The organism is Mesorhizobium sp. M0815, from assembly GCF_040319995.1.
Lineage (GTDB): Bacteria > Pseudomonadota > Alphaproteobacteria > Rhizobiales > Rhizobiaceae > Mesorhizobium.
On record NZ_JAMYOU010000019.1, the window covers coordinates 56,153 to 74,154 of the forward strand.

General features: G+C 62.9%; 16 protein-coding genes. All 16 read left to right on the forward strand.

What is annotated here, in order from left to right:
- The 16 genes from NKI01_RS20840 to NKI01_RS20915 all read left to right on the forward strand — a co-directional run bounded on the left by NKI01_RS20840 (nucleotide 1) and on the right by NKI01_RS20915 (nucleotide 17,887).
- On the forward strand, nucleotides 1–1,104 hold the full coding sequence (locus NKI01_RS20840; protein WP_352788631.1) for a Gfo/Idh/MocA family protein: 1,104 nt from the start codon (nucleotides 1–3) through the stop codon (nucleotides 1,102–1,104).
- 26 nt (nucleotides 1,105–1,130) lie between these two features.
- The gene (locus NKI01_RS20845) at nucleotides 1,131–2,045 is read left to right on the forward strand and encodes a sugar phosphate isomerase/epimerase family protein (RefSeq protein ID WP_352964467.1); all 915 of its coding nucleotides are present in this window, start codon (nucleotides 1,131–1,133) and stop codon (nucleotides 2,043–2,045) included.
- Between the two features lie 37 nt (nucleotides 2,046–2,082).
- Nucleotides 2,083–3,024 carry a sugar ABC transporter substrate-binding protein gene (locus NKI01_RS20850; RefSeq protein ID WP_352964470.1) on the forward strand — a complete coding sequence of 314 codons (942 nt, stop codon included), beginning with the start codon at nucleotides 2,083–2,085 and terminating at the stop codon, nucleotides 3,022–3,024.
- A 61-nt stretch (nucleotides 3,025–3,085) separates the two neighbouring features.
- On the forward strand, nucleotides 3,086–4,090 hold the full coding sequence (locus NKI01_RS20855) for an ABC transporter permease (RefSeq protein WP_245278679.1): 1,005 nt from the start codon (nucleotides 3,086–3,088) through the stop codon (nucleotides 4,088–4,090).
- Complete coding sequence (locus tag NKI01_RS20860) at nucleotides 4,087–4,869, forward strand: ATP-binding cassette domain-containing protein (RefSeq protein WP_352481708.1); 783 nt, start codon at nucleotides 4,087–4,089, stop codon at nucleotides 4,867–4,869. Before NKI01_RS20855 ends, NKI01_RS20860 begins: the two co-directional genes overlap by 4 nt.
- Nucleotides 4,870–4,903: 34 nt before the next feature.
- Nucleotides 4,904–6,085, forward strand: coding sequence for an aldose 1-epimerase family protein (locus NKI01_RS20865; protein ID WP_023721276.1), 1,182 nt, complete (start codon nucleotides 4,904–4,906; stop codon nucleotides 6,083–6,085).
- A 91-nt stretch (nucleotides 6,086–6,176) separates the two neighbouring features.
- Nucleotides 6,177–7,265: a fatty acid desaturase family protein gene (locus NKI01_RS20870; protein WP_023721275.1), complete on the forward strand. Its 1,089-nt coding sequence runs from the start codon at nucleotides 6,177–6,179 to the stop codon at nucleotides 7,263–7,265.
- Nucleotides 7,266–7,307: 42 nt separating this feature from the next.
- Complete coding sequence (locus tag NKI01_RS20875) at nucleotides 7,308–7,622, forward strand: MocE family 2Fe-2S type ferredoxin (RefSeq protein WP_352481591.1); 315 nt, start codon at nucleotides 7,308–7,310, stop codon at nucleotides 7,620–7,622.
- Between the two features lie 37 nt (nucleotides 7,623–7,659).
- Nucleotides 7,660–8,460, forward strand: coding sequence for a 3-methyl-2-oxobutanoate hydroxymethyltransferase (locus NKI01_RS20880; protein ID WP_023675787.1), 801 nt, complete (start codon nucleotides 7,660–7,662; stop codon nucleotides 8,458–8,460).
- A 227-nt stretch (nucleotides 8,461–8,687) separates the two neighbouring features.
- Entirely contained in the window at nucleotides 8,688–10,130 is a 1,443-nt protein-coding gene (locus NKI01_RS20885) for a DHA2 family efflux MFS transporter permease subunit (protein WP_352964473.1), read from the forward strand.
- 279 nt (nucleotides 10,131–10,409) lie between these two features.
- A complete protein-coding gene (locus NKI01_RS20890) occupies nucleotides 10,410–11,396 on the forward strand; it encodes an ABC transporter permease (RefSeq protein ID WP_352496049.1) in 987 nt (328 codons plus the stop codon).
- A 59-nt stretch (nucleotides 11,397–11,455) separates the two neighbouring features.
- On the forward strand, nucleotides 11,456–12,481 hold the full coding sequence (locus tag NKI01_RS20895) for a sugar ABC transporter substrate-binding protein (RefSeq protein WP_023721271.1): 1,026 nt from the start codon (nucleotides 11,456–11,458) through the stop codon (nucleotides 12,479–12,481).
- An 83-nt stretch (nucleotides 12,482–12,564) separates the two neighbouring features.
- Entirely contained in the window at nucleotides 12,565–14,688 is a 2,124-nt protein-coding gene (locus NKI01_RS20900; protein ID WP_352964477.1) for an ABC transporter permease, read from the forward strand.
- Nucleotides 14,685–15,743, forward strand: a complete 1,059-nt coding sequence (locus NKI01_RS20905; protein ID WP_352964480.1) for an SMP-30/gluconolactonase/LRE family protein — start codon at nucleotides 14,685–14,687, stop codon at nucleotides 15,741–15,743. The genes NKI01_RS20900 and NKI01_RS20905 overlap by 4 nt, the downstream gene beginning before the upstream one ends.
- Nucleotides 15,743–17,239 (forward strand): sugar ABC transporter ATP-binding protein, encoded by a 1,497-nt coding sequence (locus NKI01_RS20910; protein ID WP_023721268.1) that lies wholly within the window; start codon nucleotides 15,743–15,745, stop codon nucleotides 17,237–17,239. The genes NKI01_RS20905 and NKI01_RS20910 overlap by 1 nt, the downstream gene beginning before the upstream one ends.
- Before the next feature lie 240 nt (nucleotides 17,240–17,479).
- The gene (locus NKI01_RS20915; protein ID WP_352788618.1) at nucleotides 17,480–17,887 is read left to right on the forward strand and encodes a carboxymuconolactone decarboxylase family protein; all 408 of its coding nucleotides are present in this window, start codon (nucleotides 17,480–17,482) and stop codon (nucleotides 17,885–17,887) included.
- The last annotated feature ends 115 nt before the right edge of the window (nucleotides 17,888–18,002 follow it).

Here is an 18,002-nt window from a genome sequence, read left to right on the forward strand (position 1 = left end):
ATGGCAAGCGAAGAAATAGCGGGCAACGGCTTCGAGCCGGACGTTAAAGTCCGCACCAGGGAATACAGGATCGGCTGCGTCGGCGCCGGTATGATCATGGCCGAATGTCACCTTGCCGCCTACAAGGAAGCCGGTTTTCCGGTGGTGGCGATCGCCTCGCGCACCAAGGCCAGCGCCGAGAAGGTCGCCAAGCGCTGGGATATCCCGACCGTCCATAACACGCCGGAACAACTCATCGAGGACAAGAACGTCGAGATCATCGATCTTGCCTTTCCGCCGGACCAGCAGCCGGCGCTGATCCGCCATGCGCTGAACCAAGCACATATCAAGGCGATCCTGGCGCAGAAGCCACTGGCGCTGTCGCTCGATGAAGCCGTCAAACTGCGCGACGAGGCGGCCAAGGCCGGCAAGATCCTCTCGGTCAACCAGAACATGCGTTACGACCAGTCGATGCGCGTCTTGAAGCAGATCATCGACAGCGGCGCGCTCGGCGACATCGTCTTCGCCCAGATCGACATGCATGCGATCCCGCACTGGCAGACCTTCCTCGAGGACTATGACCGGCTGACGCTCGCCAATATGAGCGTCCACCATCTCGACGTACTGCGCTTCCTGTTCGGCGATCCCCTGGAGATCACCACCCTGACCCGCAAGGATCCGCGCACCCGCTTTGATCATTCGGACGGCATCATCGTGTCGACGCTGCGGTTCCCGTCCGGCGTGTTCGCCGTATCGCTGGAGGATGTCTGGTCCGGTCCGCGCCAGGAGGGCTACCAGGACGACCAGCACATCAACTGGCGCGTCGACGGCACCAAGGGTGTCGCCAAAGGCACCATCGGCTGGCCGACGGGCGCTGCGTCGACGCTGACCTACGCCTCGACCGAGACCACCGATGGTCAATGGGTGACACCCAGCTGGGACACGATGTGGTTCCCGCATGCTTTCATCGGCGTCATGGAGCAGCTTCAGCACGCGGTTAAGACGGGCGAGCCGCCAGCGCTGTCCGTCGCGGACAATGTCAAGACCATGGCGCTGGTCGAAGCCGGCTACCGCTCGATCGACAAAGGCCGGACGGTCAAGCTTTCCGAAATATCAACTGACTGAATCACTTACAGGGAGGAATTCACACCATGATGCAGGCAGGTATTTTCACGGGTTATTTCCCGTATGGCCTCAAGGAAACCGCGCAGGAGATCCGTGCGCTCGATTTCAACACCGTGCAGCTCGACCTGCATTTCAGGGATATCGACCTGTCGTCCGGGCAGATCACCAAGGACAAGGCCAAGACCGTCCGCGATACGTTCCGCGACCACAATCTGCCGATCTGCTGTGTGTCGGGCTACACCAACATCATCCATCCGGATATGGGCGAGCGCGAGAGGCGCGTCGGCTATTTGAAGGAGATCATCCGCAACGCGCGCCATTTCGGCACCCCTTACGTGATCTCGGAAACGGGTACCTACAACACCGAATCCGACTGGGTGCATCACCCGAAGAACAAGACCGAGGAAGGGTTCGAGGAATGCCGCAAGGTCATCGCCGACCTTGCCCAGACGGCCTATGACCACGGCGCGGTCTTCCTGCTCGAAACCTATGTCAACAATGTCGTCGGCTCGGTCGAGGAGACGGTGAGGATGTTCGCGCAGGTCGACCACCCAGGCCTCGGCCTGTTGATGGACCCGACCAACTATTTCGAAACCCACAATATCGACCGGATGGATCAGATCCTGAACCAGGTGTTCGACACGCTGACCGACAAGATCAAGATCGCCCACGCCAAGGACGTCAAGCGTTCCGGCGGCGACAAGTCGGAGAAGCACGCAGACATTGGCGACGAGGACGCGCTGGAGAGCCACACTTTCCGCGGCGTCGGTGAGATCGAGCTGCCGGCGCCCGGCCTCGGTTCGCTGAACTACGACCTTTATCTCAAGCGGCTGGCCGAAAAGCACCCGAACATCCCGGTCATCATCGAGCATCTTTCGGAAGACGACGTGCCGCGCGCCAAGAAATTCCTCGATGGGAAATTCCGCGCCAACGGACTGTGATGGCGCGGTTCGGCTACGAAACAAGGGAGGAAGAGAAATGTTGAAATTCGCGTTGAAAATCGCGGCTGCCGCGACGGTTCTAGCCGGTGCAACGCTGGGTACTCCGGCGGTGGCGCAGGACGCCCAGAAGACGTTCTACCTGTTGTCGCATGGCGGCCCGTCGGATGCCTTCTGGATCGACTGGAATGCCGGCGCGACCAAGGCCTGCGACCAGCTCAAGGTGACCTGCAAGATCTCGTTCAGCGGCGGCGACATGGCGGCGCAGAAGGAAGCCTTCAACTCGGCACTCGCCGCCAAGCCGGACGGCATCGCCACGACTTCGGCGCAGCCCGGCCTGTGGACCGAGGAGGTCAAGGCAGCGAAGGCGGCCGGCATCCCGATCGTGTTCTTCAACACCGACGATCCGGCAACCCGCCGGCAAGCCTATGTCGGCGCCGACCTTAGGGAAGCCGGTGTCATCTGGGCGAAATATCTGGTCGACCACAAAATGGTGAAGCAGGGCGACAAGGTGTTCCTGCCGGTCGAAGTGCCGGGTGCCAGCTACCAGCAGCTCGAGACCGAAGGCATTGCCAGCGTCTTCGATCCGCTCGGCATCAAATATGACGTGGTCGATTGCGGCACCGATCCGGCCGGCATCATCGCCAAGATGACGGACTACATGGTGGCCAACAATCCGCCGGCAATCATCGCGCTCGGCGATTCCGTCGCGGCCAGCGTCAAGCGGGTGTTCGATGGCGCCGGCGTGCCGGCCGGCAAGATTCCGGTCGTCGGCTGGGGCAATTCGAAGGAAACGGCCGAGTCCGTCAAGGCCGGTTTCGTCAACGCGGCTGCCTGGCAGTTCCCGTCGGCGCAGGGCTTCATGCCGGTGGCGCTGCTCGGGTTGGCCGCCGCCGGCGAACCGATCGGCTACGACATCCACACTTTCAGCCTCTACGACGCCTCGAGCGTCGAACCGATCCTGAAACTCTACAACAAGTGATTGGAACTGACGCTCGCCGCGCAGGCGGCGGGCCTCACCCTGGCGTATGGTTCGAGCTGTCATGACAATTGCCGCAGAAGAGGAAATGCCGCGTGCCAAACGCAGGTCGAGCCTGATCCGCTCGCCGCAGTTCTCGTCGCTCGTCATCCTGATCGTCCTGCTGGCGGTGTTCGCGATCGCCGATGCGAACTTCCTGTCGCCGCTCAACATCTCCAACATGATGGCGTTCCTGCCCGAGCTCGGCATCATCGCGCTCGGCATGACGCTGCTTCTGACGGCGGGCGAGTTCGACCTTTCGGTCGGTGCTGTGTTCGGACTGGCGCCGGTTGTCGTCATGCTGCTGGTGCAGAACGGCGGGGTGGATATTGGCGTGGCGCTGCTGGCCGGCCTGCTGCTCTGCATAGCGATCGGTGCGATCAATGGGCTGATCGTCACCAAGATCGGCATCTCCTCCTTCCTGGTGACGCTGTCGATGCTGCTCGTGGTGCGAGGCGCGGCCCTCTACATCACCCAAGGCTTTCCGCTGAAGTCCTGGGACCAGCCCGGGTTCTTCGTGACGCTGTTGGCCGGCAGCTTCAATATCGGAACGTTCCGTTTCTATACCTCGCTGTGGTGGTTCATCGGCCTGTCGCTACTGGCGATCTATGTGCTGCGCTACGCCAAGCTCGGCAACTGGATCAGCGCCATCGGCTCGAACCGTAACGCCGCCGTGGCGCGTGGTGTGCCGGCCGATGCGGTCAAGATCTGGCTGTTCATCCTGACCTCGGTGCTGGCCGGTCTCGCCGGCATGATCAGCGCCTTCCGCATTTCTGCCGCCTCGCCGGTGGCAGGCACCGGCTACGAGCTCGAAGTGATCGCCATGGTGGTGGTCGGCGGCACCGCGCTGACCGGTGGGCGAGGCACCATTTTCGGCACCATCGTCGGCGCGCTGATGCTGCGCAGCATCCGCAACGGCATCGTGCTGATCGGCGTGCCTGGGCTCGCCTACAACATCTTCGTCGGCGTCATCATCCTTGCCATGCTCATTCTGCACGCTTTGCTGCAGAAGAACGCCGCCAGGAGCTGACCATGGAAGTGCTTCGGCTGCACAACCTGCAAAAGTCCTTCGGCAGCGTCCGCGCCCTGAAGAGCGCCTCCTTCACGCTCAACGAGGGCGAAGTGGTGGCCTTGCTCGGCGACAACGGCGCCGGCAAATCGACGTTGATCAAGGCGATCTCCGGGGTGTTTCCGGTCGACCGCGGCGACATCTATGTGCGCGGCCAGAAGGTCTCCATCCGCTCGACGCGCGATGCGATGGATCTCGGCATCGAGACCATCCACCAGGACACCTCGCTGGCACCGGACCTCAGCATCGCGCGCAATCTTTTCCTCGGCCGCGAGCCGGTCAACCTCAAATGGCTGGGTGTGTTCGCGCCGCTCGATCTCGCGCAATTGCGCGATGCCGCCTCGGCTCTTTTGAAGCGCGTCGGCATCTCGAAGAAGCTCGACGCCGATGCGCTGGTCAGCACGCTGTCGGGCGGCGAACGCCAGTCGATCGCCATCTCGCGCGCCATGCAATTCGCCGCCAAGGTCATCATCCTCGACGAGCCGACCAACAATCTCGGCGTCGAGGAAACGCACGGCGTGCTGCGCTTCGTCAAGGAAGTGCGCGACGCCGGTCACTCGGTGCTTTTGATCACCCACAACATCCATCACGTCTTCCAGGTCGCCGACCGCATCATCGTCATGCGGCGCGGCGAGATCGTCGCCGAGCAGACGGTCGCCGACACCGACCTGCTGACCGTGGAAAGTATCATCACCGGCGCCGACATGTCGGCCCTGCTCAAGGAGACGAGAGCCAAGTGAAGGACGGGAGCAAAGTGAAGGAACTGGCCGTCACATGGTAGAGCTTTACGGCAAGACGCTGTCGCGCCGGCAGGTCTCGGAACGCTCGGGCATGCTGTCGCAGTTCGCCGGCGTGCGACTGATGACGCTTGGCGACGGCGTCGAGCGCGGCATCCGCATGCTCGAATTCCGCACCGGCTCGGGCCTGCGCTTCACCGCGCTGGTCGACCGGGCGCTCGATATCGCCGATTGCGACTTCAAGGGCCAGGCGATCGGCTGGCATTCGCCGAGCGGCTTTCGCAATCCCGGCCTGCACGAGTATGAAGGCGAGGACGGGCTGGCCTGGGCGCGGTCGTTTTCCGGCCTTCTACTGACCTGCGGCCTCGACCATATATTGTTCATGAACGAGGTACCCGCCGACACCTACAACTATCCGCCGAAGAAGACGGTGCGCCATTCGCTGCATGGCCGCATCAGCACCATCCCGGCGCGGCTGAGTGGCTACGGCGAGACCTGGGACGGCGACCGCTGCGTGTTGTGGGCCGAAGGCATCGTCCAGCAATCGACTGTATTCGGCGAGGATCTGCATCTATTGCGGCGGATCGAGGCCGATGTCGGCGGCAACGAGATCCGGCTTTCGGACCGTGTCGTCAATCACGGTTTCAACCGAACACCGCATATGTTTTTCTACCACATCAATGTCAGCCATCCGGTGCTTGACGAGGGCGCGCGCTATCTGGCGCCGATAAGGGATGTCGTTTGGGCCGGGCATGCCGGCGAGCGTTATGAGGCGCAAAAGGTCGGCTATCGCACGGTCCCGGCGCCGCAGCCGCGTTTCAGCGAACAGGTCTGGCAGCACGAGCTCGGCGCTGGCAGCACCGGCGAAGTCCCGGTGGCGGTGGTCAACGATAGGCTCGGCCTCGGGTTCGAGGTGGTCACGCGCAAGGACCAATTGCCCTGCACCTACCAATGGCAGAATTTCCAGGCTGGACAGTACGCGCTTGGCATCGAGCCGTCGACGCATCATGTGCTGGGAAATCTGGCGGCGCGCGAACGCGGCGAGATGATCTGGCTGGAGCACGGCGAGAGCCGCTCGTACGATGCGGTGTTCCGGGTTCTCGACGGCGCCGGCGAGATCGCCGCCGCCGAGAGCCGGATCGCGGCAATCGCCAGGCAGCCGCAGCAGGATTATCCCCAGCCGTCGGGCCGTTTTCCTGTTCTTGGAGGCAGGTCGTGATAATGGCTAGGACGATACGAGACACCAGTTGGGAGGCTGGTCCCGGCCGGAGCGGGGAGGGTTCGCGGCCGAGCTGGAATTGGAGGTCACAATGGCTGGCACGGTAAAGCGCGATTACAGCCTGGTCGGCGAAAGCACGCGCAGGGCGATCGAGACGGGACTGGCCTCGGCGGAGTGGTACCACACCGATGTCCCCCGCAAGGCGATCAAGGAGTTGATGCAGCGCTCAGACGGCCCGGCGATCCGCGACACGATCATCTGGATCATCGCCATCCTCGGCTCCGCCGCCGGCGCCATCTATTTCTGGGGCACCTGGTGGTGCGTGCCGTTCTTCTTCGTCTACGGCGTGCTCTACGGCTCCTCCAGCGACTCGCGTTGGCACGAATGCGGCCACGGCACGGCTTTCCGCACGCGCTGGATGAACGATGTCGTCTACCAGATCGCCAGCTTCATGCTGATGCGCAATCCGGTGACCTGGCGCTGGAGCCATGCCCGGCACCATACGGACACGATCATCGTCGGCCGCGACGCCGAGATCGCCGTGATGCGCCCGCCGGACCTGCTGCGTGCCGCGCTGGCTTTCACCGGCATCCTCGATTTTCGCTATTCGCTTCCGGCGCTGGTACGCCAGGCGTTCGGCAAGCTGACGCCCGACGAGAAAAGCTACGTTCCCGAGATGGAACAGCACAAGGCCGTCATCGCGGCGCGCTGGCATATCGCGATCTACATCGCGACGATCGCGCTCGCCGTGTTCATGCGGTCGTGGATACCGGTGGTGCTCATCGGCGTGCCGCGCCTCTACGGCACCTGGCACATGGTGCTGACCGGCCTGCTGCAGCATATCGGTCTGGCCGACAACGTCGTCGACCACCGGCTCAACACCAGGACCGTCTACATGAATCCGATCAGCCGGTTCATCTACTGGAACATGAACTACCACGTCGAGCATCACATGTTCCCGATGGTACCGTATCACGCGCTGCCCAGGCTGCATGAACTGATCAAGCACGATCTGCCCGAGGCGAACCCGTCGATATGGCATGCCTATCGCGAGGTCTGGCCGGTCCTGCTCAGGCAGCTCAAATACGAGGATTATTTCCTTAAGCGCGAACTGCCGCCAACGGCACGGCCCTATCGTGGCGAGTTCCACGAAGTGAACATGTCGGCAGCGGCTGAGTAGGCACTGCACGAGCGCAACGCAGAAATTTCAGGAGAAGCAGAGATGGCCGATTGGGTCGAAGCGTGCGCCGTGGACGATGTCGAAGAGGAAGATGTCATCCGCTTCGACCATGGCGGCCGCACCTTCGCGATCTACCGTTCGCCGGACGATGAATTCTTCGCCACCGACGGGTTTTGTACGCATGAACAGGCTCATCTGGCCGACGGGCTTGTCATGGACGACATCATCGAATGCCCCAAGCACAATGGCCGCTTCAATTACAAGACCGGCCAGGCGAAGGGCGCTCCCGTTTGCGTCAATCTCGCGACCTATCCAGTCAAGGTCGAAGCTGGCAAGGTGATGATCCAGATCGCCTGACCGGCCTTCTGTCACGTAGCAAAGGGGACCAAAATCCATGAGCCGGAAAAGACCGACCGTCGCCGACCTGCGCGCCATGAAGGGCAAGCGGCAGCTGACGATGCTGCGCGTGCTGACGATGGACGAGGCCGAGGCCGCCGAACGCGCCGGCGTCGATATCGTCTCGGTGCCGCCGGAGCTGGTGCTCAATCCGCAATATCGCGATGCGGCACCCAGCCTGTTCACCATGCCGGGCGAGAATTTCTTCGAGATCGGCACCGCCGATGATTTCGTCCGCTGGGCGTTCCGGCTCTACAAGGCCAGCGCCGATGCGGTCTATTGCAGCGCCGGCTACGCCACCATCAAACGGATGGCCGACGATGCAATTCCGGTGATCGGGCATGTCGGCCTCATCCCGTCACGCGCCACCTGGACCGGCGGCTTCAAGGCCGTCGGCAAGACCGCCGATACCGCCATGCAGGTGTTCGAGGCGGTGAAGCAACTGGAGGCCGCCGGCGCGATCGGCGCCGAGATCGAGGTGGTGCCAGTCGAGGTGGCCAAGGCGATTTCGGAACGCACATCGCTGATCATGTTGTCTATGGGGGCGGGCACCGGCTGCGATGCGCAATACCTGTTCGCAGACGATATCCTCGGCCAGAACCGTGGCCACATGCCGCGCCATTCCAAGGTCTATCGCAATTTCGCCGCCGAATACGATCGGCTGCAGGCCGAACGCATCGCTGCCTTTTCCGAATATGTCGCCGATGTGAACAGCCTGGCGTATCCCGAAGACAGGCACGTCGTGCACATGGACCCGGACCAGCTCAGCCTGTTCCTGGAGAAGATCGAAGCCGCATGAGACACGCCGGCAGTGGCGCGAAGCGCCATCGCGGATCGTAAAACGCCGGTTCGGCGGCAGGGCCAGGTCATCGCATAGCCGGGCTGCGATGCCACACGAAAGTTTGTTGGTCCATGTCTGGACGGCACCGGCCAAATGCTGTTGAAACCGGTGCGTCATCGGTTTGCCGGACATTTGTGCGGCTGCCGATGGGGCGGGAGAAGATTCCCCTTCGGACAGTTCTACGCATGACCGCCATTCCCGAAGACAAAGCCTTACCCGAAACCGCGCCGGCGGCGCGGCAAGCCCGGCGGGTGGCGCTGATCGTCGCCGTCGCCTTCTTCATGCAGCTTCTAGATTCGACCATCATCTCGACCTCGCTGCCGCAGATGGGAGAATCCTTCGGCGTGCCGGCGGTGGCGATGAGCATCGGCATAACCGTCTATATGCTGACCATGGCGGTGTTCGTGCCACTGTCCGGCTGGCTCGCGGACCGTTTCGGCGCGCGCAACATCTTCCTCATGGCGATTGCCCTGTTCACGCTGGCCTCGCTCGCCTGCGGCGTCTCGCAGAACCTGGCTGAATTCGTCGCCGCACGTGCCGTGCAGGGCCTGGGCAGCGCGCTGATGACGCCGGTCGGCCGCATCCTGGTGCTGCGCAATGCGCCGAAATCCGAGCTTCTCAACGCTACGGCGCTGATCACCTGGCCGGCGCTGTTCGCGCCGGTGGTCGGGCCGGTGCTTGGCGGCTTCATCACCACCTATGTCTCCTGGCACTGGAATTTCTTCATCAACATTCCCCTTGGGGTTGCCGGTTTGGCGCTGGTCGCCCGCTTCATTCCCGGCGACCGCGAAGCTGGGGCCAAGCCGCTCGACTGGCCGGGCTTCCTGCTGACCTCGGTAGGGCTCGCCGCGATGCTCTATGGCCTCGAGCGCATCGCGCATCCGCGAGGGGGGGTGTTGCCGACCGTGGCACTGCTCGGTACGGGCATTTTGGTCGGCTGGCTGGCGGTGCGGCATCTGCGACGCGCCAACCATCCGCTGCTCGATCTCACAGCCTTCAAGGTGCAGACCTTTGCCATCTCGACGCTTTCGGCCGGCACGATTTTCCGGATCGCCATCAACGCCACGCCATTCCTGCTGCCGCTTTTGTTCCAGGTCGGCTTCGGTCTGAGCCCGGTCGATGCTGGCATGATGATCCTGGCCTATTTCCTCGGCAATCTCGGGATGAAGGCGGTGACGACGCCGACGCTGAGGCGCTTCGGATTCCGTTCGGTGCTGATTGTCAACGGAGTGATCGCCTCTTTGTCGATCATGGCCTGCGCGGCGCTTTCGCCGCAGACGCCGAAAGCGTTGGTGGTGGTGCTGATGCTGATCGCCGGACTGTCGCGTTCGATGCAGTTCACCGCGCTCAACACACTGGCCTTCGCCGATGTGGCCTCACCGCAGCGTAGCTCGGCGGCGACGTTGTCCAGCATGCTGCAGCAGGTGGCGATGCTGTTCGGCGTGGCGGTCGCGGCGGCGTTGCTCAACCTGTCGCAGATCGCCAGGGACGCTGCGGCGCTCGATCTCGTCGACTTCCGACTTGCCTTCCTGGTGATCGGCGCAATCGGGCTCGTCGCCTCGTTCCGCTTCCTGGCGCTGCCGAGGGCTGCCGGCGCCGAGGTCTCGGGCCATGTTTTGCGGATTTGATGCAGGAACTGCGCGGCGAGCGCGGACATGAATTCTGCCTGCTCCGCTCGTCCGGGAGCAAACCTTTACCAGCGGTTCGATCGGCACGATCATTGCAAAAGTGCTTGAGTTCCGGGCATTGCGCCAGCCTCGCCAATCGGTGCGTCCAACCGCGGAATTTCCTCGCAAGCCGGCCTGCAATGCGCGGATTCATTTGACGAATTGGTCTTGAGCCGATTAGCTTTCGTTCCGATGGCCGCAGAGGGAGCAGGGCGTAGCCATCGCGGGTGAAAGCGGGCAATGAACGCGACCGGCTGGCTAAACTGGAGAAGCCTGAACCAGGAGGGCATTGTCTTTGCCATCGCGGTCGTGCTGTTCATTGCCGCCGCCATCGGACTGCCCGGGTTTATCAATTCGAACAATCTCGTTGCAATCGTGCGCTCGGTCTCGGTGCTGGGCATATTGGCGCTCGGCATGGCGGTCGTCATTATCGGCAGGGGCATCGACCTGTCGGCGGTGGCGATCATGGCGATGTCGGTTGCGTGGTATCTGCAATTGCTGAATTCGGGGATGTCCGACGGGCTGGCCTTCGCCTATGTGCTAGCCGGTGTTCTCGCCATCGGGCTGTTGAACGGCATTTTGGTTGCCTACGCCGAGGTTCCGGCGATCTTCGTGACGCTGGCGACCGCGTCCTTCGTTTTCGGCTATGTGCGTTCACAACTGATCACACAGGACGCCGTGCCGGTGCCGCCCGGCCATTGGGTCGAGCTCCTGGGCGGGCTGCGCTTCCTCGACATCCCGGTCGAGGTTTTTGTCTTCGCCGGGCTGGCTTTCGCCTTTTTCCTGTTCCTGCGCTACACCAAATGGGGCCGCTACGTCTATTTCGCCGGCGACAACCCGGTTGCGGCGCGCAATATCGGCATTCCAGTGCGCCCGATGCTGGTGCTGCGCTACGTGCTCTCGGCCTTGGTCTCGCTGATTGCCGGCTTGCTCACCGCCGCCAGCCTGCATTCGATCAACACCCGCATCGTCAATTCCACGCTGCTCTACGACATCGTGCTGGTGGCGGTGATCGGCGGCATCGGTCTGTCGGGCGGGCGGGGCGGGGTGCGCAACGTGCTGGTGGGTGCCGCGCTGATCGGCATCCTGCTCAACGCGATGACCATCATCGACATTCCGCTGCTCTATCAGAACCTGATCAAGGCCGCGATCCTGCTGGCGGCGATCATCGTCGATGGGTTCATCAATCCGCGCGACGAGCAGACCGCGCAGCAAGGCGACATCTAGACTGACGCGTACGGTTGGGGCCGACCGCGAACGACAATAACCAAACCAGAGGATGTGACATGAAAATCATCAGGACATTTATGGCCGCCGCGGCAGCGCTTGCCGTCTCCGCATTCGTGGCGCCAAGCTTTGCCGCCGAAGATCCGGGTCCGGGCGCCTATTCGCAAGCGCTCAAGGGCAAGCGTGTGATGCTGGTGCCGATGGCGATGGGCTTCGATCTGGCACAGGGCTGGGCGCATTACCTGAAGACCGAGGTCGAGGCCTGGGGCGGCGTGTTCGAGACGCGTGACCCGAACTGGGTGGTCGATGCCGGCGCGCAGGCGATAACCGACGCTATTTCGTCTGACACCAGGCCGGACGTGCTGATCATCCATTCGCCGGACCTCAACTCCTATGCCAAGCTGATGAAGAAGGCGCAGGCCGCCGGCACCTATGTCCTGCTGGTCGACAATCCGGCGAACTTCCCGGCCGATGCCTTTGTCGGCAGCGACTGGGATCGGCTCGGGCAACTCGAAGCTGAAGCGGCGATAAAGGGTTGTGGGCCGAACTCCTCCAAGAAGATCGGGCTGGTGCAGGGCGACCAGGCCAACTCGTCGAGCCTCTACCAGTATGCCGGCATCATGAAGGTGCTGGATAAGAACCCCGACTTCAAGGTCGTGGCCAAGCCTGACTCGAACTGGGATGCGACGACCTCGCGCAACGTGACGACGACGATGCTGCAGCAGAACCCCGACATCTGCGCCATCATCGATTTCTGGGACGGCGACGCGACGGGCGCATCTGCTGCGATCCGCGATGCCAAGCTCGAGGGCAAAGTCTTTCTGGTCACCACCGGCGGCGGCGAAAAGACTGCCGACTGCGACAAGCTGCAGGACGGCACCTATGGCGCGGTGGTGATGACCGACCTTGCCCGCCAGTCGGGCGACATGAACGCCGTCATCAAGTTCCTGTTGCAGAGTGGCCAGCCAGCCGGCACCTCGCACACCTACATCTACACGCTGGAGAAGGCGACGACCAAGGCCGACCTCAAGCCAGACAGCTGCTGGGACTTGAAAGCACTGCAAGCCCAAGCTGCGGCCAAGTAAACCGCGGGTCCGTTGCAAGCATCGACGAGGTGGCCGGACCTTGTTCGGCCGCCTCTTTCTCTCTTGAGTGGCAGCAGCAACCGATGTCCTTTCGCGAACGCCTTCAATCCTGGCGCTACAATCTCGTGCCCGACCACCTTGTCGGCGAGATCCTAAGCAAACGCTGGACTGATAACGCCATTCCGTTCCTGGCGCTGGTGGCGACGCTCAGCGTGTTCGGTTCGATCATTCCCGGCTTCTTCAAGCCGATGTCGCTGCAGGAATCGACCCGCCAGCTCGGCGAATTTTCGCTGGTCGTCACCGGCATGACGGTGGTCATGCTCGGCGGCGGCATCGACCTTTCGGTCGGCTCGATCTTCGCGCTGTCCTGCTTTTCCGCCGTGTTCGTCTTTTTCATCCTCGAACAATCGGTATGGCTGGCGCTGGCCGCCTCGATCGCCACCGGGCTGCTGTTCGGCGCGATCAATGGCTATCTGATCGGCTATTTCAGGCTGCGCGCTTTCCTGACGACACTGGTCACCTTCATTTTCGGGCGGGCGCTGTTCGACATACTGGTCACCACCTATGCCGCCGACGTCCAGCTTTCCGATGCCACATCGGATGTGCTGGACTTCATCGGCGACGACACCTTCTGGGGCCTTTCGGTTGCGGTGTGGGCAGCGATTATCCTGGCGATCATTACCCATGTCGCGCTGACGCGCTCGCGGCCCGGCTGGCATGTGCAGGCGGTGGGCGGGTCGCGGCGATCGGCCCACAATGCCGGCATCCGCGTGCGCCGCACCGTGTTCGTGACTTATGTGTTCTCCGGCTTCTGCGCCTCGCTCGGCGGCTTCCTCATCGCCTGCCGGCTGAGCGGGGCAGGGCCGGGCACAGGCCTCAATCTCGAAGTCATGGCTTTGACGGCAGCGGTCGTCGGCGGCGTCAGCCTGGGCGGCGGCCGCGGCTCGGTGATCAAGGGGCTGATGGGCGCGATCATCGTGCTGACGATGACCAACGGGCTGATCCGGCTGGGCTATGGCACCGGCACCAACCAGATGGTGCTGGGCATCATGCTGGCAGTTGCCGTCACCATCGACATTCGCTGGCTAAAGAACCGCCACAAGGTGCTGGACGAGGTCTATGTGGCACCGGTCTATTTGAAGATGGGGGCAACGCAGTCAGCGGCACCGGGCTCCGGCACCCCTTACGAGCTCGACAACCGGCTGTCGGAGGCTGACCATATCGGGCTCGGCGAGCTGGAAGGGCCGGAAGACGTCATTCTCGACCGCGACGACCATCTCTATTGCGGCACCAGGCATGGCGAGATCGTCCGTTTCTTTGCGCCGGACTACAAACACTCGGAGGTCTTTGCCCATATTGGCGGCTTTCCGCTCGGCCTGGCCTTCGACAAAACAGGCAATCTGATCAGCTGCGTCGGCGCGATGGGCCTTTATTCGGTCTCGCCGGAGCGGGAGGTGAAGCGGCTATCGGCGGAAACGTCGCGCTCCTGGACTTCGATCGTCGACGATGCGCGGCTGCGCGATCCCAATGATTGCGACATCGCGCCGGACGGCCGCATCTACTTCACCGATTCCACCAAGCGCTATGACGCCCACGACTGGGCGCTGGACTCGATCGAGAACCGCGCCACCGGGCGGCTGCTCGTCTATGACCCGAAGGACGCTTCGACGAAGACATTGCTCGACGGCTACCGCTACACCAACGGCGTGTGCATGGCGCATGACGGCAAGTCGCTGTTCTTTGCCGAAAGCTGGGCCTGCCGCGTGCACCGCTACTGGCTGGAAGGGCCGAAAGCAGGCACCGCCGAATGCGTCATCCGCGACATGCCGGGCTACCCCGACAACATCAACCGCGCCTCCGACGGCAACTACTGGATGGCCTGGCTTGGCATGCGCACGCCGAGCTTCGACCTGTCGCTGCGGCATCCCGACATGCGCAAGCGCATGACGCGCCGGCTGCCGCAGGACGAATGGCTGTTCCCCAACATCAACACCGGCGGTGTGGTGAAATTCAACGAGAAGGGCGGCATCGTCGAAGCGATGGGCGACCTGTCGGGCGCCGTGCATCCGATGGTCACTTCGATGCGCGAGCACAAGGGTTTTCTGTTCGTCGGCGGTATCCTCAACAACCGCATCGGCCGCTACCGGATTGCCGCTGCCGATCCGAACTGGACCAGCCCCGCTTCCTATTGGGGAGCGAAGCCATGATGCTGGACCCGATCCTCGACATCTTTCGCGGCAAGGCGGTGACCATCCCGCCGCTCGATGGCGCCTTCAGGCCGAATACGCTGCTGGACGATGTTGCGGCCTTCGCCGAACTGCCCGAGCCCGATAATCTGCTGGTCGCCGACGGCCGGCTGCTGGTTTCCAGTGCCAATGCCGTCTACGCGGTCACCGCCGGTGCCGCGCCGACGATAGTCGAGACATTTCCGTCCCCGGTCATCGCGCTCGCGCGCTCGCCCGCCGGCGAACTGACGGTCGGGCTCGAAAGCGGCAGGCTGTTGATCGCAGGCAAGGACGCTTCCCTGCCGGCCGAGATCCGCTGCATCACAGCGCTCGCCTACGCAGAAGATGGCACGCTTTGGCTGGCCAATGGCTCGGCCCACCACGCGCCGTCGCAATGGGCCGCGGATCTGATGAAGAAGGGCGCTTCCGGTTCGCTGTGGAAGCGCGATCCGGCAGGCAGCGAATTCCGCAAGCTCGCCGGTGACATCGCCTTTCCCTATGGGCTGTATCCAACCGGCAAGGATGTGTTGGTCAGCGAGAGCTGGCGGCACCAACTCGTCCGCTTCGATAGCGCGACAGGCAGCCGCTCGACGGTGCTGGCGCATCTGCCTGGCTATCCCTCGCGCCTGTCGCCTGCCGCCGGTGGCGGTGCCTGGCTGGCGCTGTTTGCGCCCCGCAACCGGCTGATCGAATTCGTGCTGCAGGAAACGCACTATCGAAACGACATGCTGGCGCAAGTGTCACCCCAACACTGGATCGCGCCGGCACTTGCCTCCAACCGCAGCTTCCTCGAGCCGCTGCAATGCGGCGGCATTCGCACCATGGGCATTCACAAGCCATGGTCGCCGAGCCGCTCCTACGGCCTGGTGGTCAGGCTCGACCGGGAGATGCGGCCGCAATTCAGCCTGCACAGCCGCGCCAACGGCACGCGCCACGGCATCTGCAGCGTGGCGGAGAAAGACGGTCGCCTGTTCATTGCCCCGAAAGGCGGCGATTGCCTGCTGGCCATCGACTTGGGTCCAGGAGGACATCGCTGATGGAACCGATCGTCCGCCTGGAGAACGTGACCAAGACCTATCGCGGCGTGCCCGCGGTGAAGAATGTCAGCTTCGAGCTGCGCAAGGGCGAGATCCACGCGCTGCTCGGCGAGAATGGCGCGGGAAAATCGACGCTGACCAAGATCATCGCCGGCGTCGTCGACGCGACCTCGGGAAAGATGTTCCACAACGGGCAGGAGATCGCCTACGCCTCGCCGCATGCGGCCCTTCAAGCCGGTATCGCCATGGTGTTCCAGGAGACCAGCCTGGTGCCGTCGATGACGGTGGCGCAGAACCTTTATCTCGGCACGGAAAGCTTTCTCAACCGGCTGCGCGGCACCTACATTTCAGCGCAGCAATTCCTGCAGTCGTTGAACTTTCCCGTCGACCCGAACGCCATGGTGGCGACGCTGGGCGCGGCCAAACGGCAGATGGTCGAGATCGCGCGCGCCGTCCACCACAATGCCGAGATCATCATCTTCGACGAGCCGACGGCGACGCTGACGCCGGAGGAGAAGCGGCACTTCTTCGCGCTGATCCGCCGGCTCAAGGCAAGGGGTGTGTCGATCGTCTTCATCAGCCATGCGCTCGAAGAGGCGCTTGATGTCGCCGACCGCATCACCATTCTGCGCGACGGCGAACTGGTGATCACCGACGACACAGCCGCCTTCGATCGCGACAGGATCGTCGCCGCCATGGTCGGGCGCACGCTGTCGGGGCAGCTCTACAGCCAGCGCGACGAGGCCAAGCTGCGCAAGGCCGGCAAGAAGGTGCTGTCGGTGCAGGACATCTCGATGAGCAATGTCGTGCGCAACAATTCCTTCTCGATCTTCGAGGGCCAGATCACCGGGGTGTTCGGGCTGATCGGCTCGGGTCGCACCGAGACGTTCAAGATCGTTTCCGGCATCTACAAGCGCGACTTCCTGCGCGGCGGCACCATAGAGCTGGACGACCGGCCGGTGCGCTATCTCGTTCCGAGCGAGGCGGTGGCGGACGGCATCGTCTATGTCACCGAAGACCGCAAGAGCGAGGGGATTTTCGAGACCATGGACGTTGCCGAGAACCTGTTCGGCGGCTTTTTGGCGGCCGGGCGGGAAAAGGGCTGGGTGATCAATGCGCAGGAGATGCGGGCGCTGTCGGCCGAATGGACCAAGACGCTGAACGTCAAGGCGATCAACGACAATGCGCGGGTGGTCGAGCTCTCGGGCGGCAACCAGCAGAAGGTGGTGATCGGCAAGGGGCTGGTGCAGAAGCCGCGCATCGTCATCTTCGACGAGCCGACGCGCGGCGTCGATGTCGGTGCGATCGCCGAAATCCACCAGATCATCAACCGGCTGGCCGATGAGGGCCTGGCCGTCGTCGTCATCTCGTCCTACCTGCCGGAGATCATGAACCTGTCCGACCGCATCCTGGTCTGCCGGCAAGGCCGCATCGTCGAGGAGTTCTCGCCGGCCGAGGCGACGGAGGAGAAGATCATGTATGCGGCGGTTCATTAGGTTCCAGGCGATGCGTACTTCGACAATTGGCGGAGTCACCAGTCCATTCGTCATCGAGGGGCGAAGCAAGGAGCGCAGCGACGCGGCGCAGACCCCAGGATGACGACGGTGAGGGCCTCTGCATTTCCAGGGTTCTGGGCCGGCCTGCAAAACGTGAATCACCAGAGCAAGTTAGCCGCATTCGCTACCAAGCCGATTCAACGACCTCTCTCATCGATTCAAACCGAAAGGAGCCTGCCCATGGCCACCACAAGACTTCTGACCGATGCCGAGGTCGAGGCGATTCCCGCTGTGAAGGCCGTGTTCGACGACATCCGCGCGACGCGCAAATCCGATTTCGTCAATAATTTCTGGCGCGGGCTGGCCAATGATCCGGTCTCGCTGAAGCGGGTGTGGGAACAGCTCAAGGCGGTGATGGTCGCGGACAGCGCCATCGACCCGCTGACCAAGGAGATGATCTACATCGCCGTCTCGACCGCCAATGGCTGCTCCTACTGCGTCCACTCGCACACGGCGGCAGCCCGCGCCAAGGGCATGACCGAAGCGCAACATGGCGAGCTGGTGTCGATCATCGGACTGGCGGGGCAGACCAACCAGATGGTCACTGCGATGCAGATCCCGGTCGATCCGCAGTTCGAGGTGCGGTGAGGCGCGGCGCCTTCCCTTCTCCCCTTGTGGGAAAAGGTGGCCGAGCGAAGCTCGGTCGGATGAGGGTGCCGGAAGGATTGCTAGCTTGAAGACGTAAGTGCTTCAAATTGCCTGT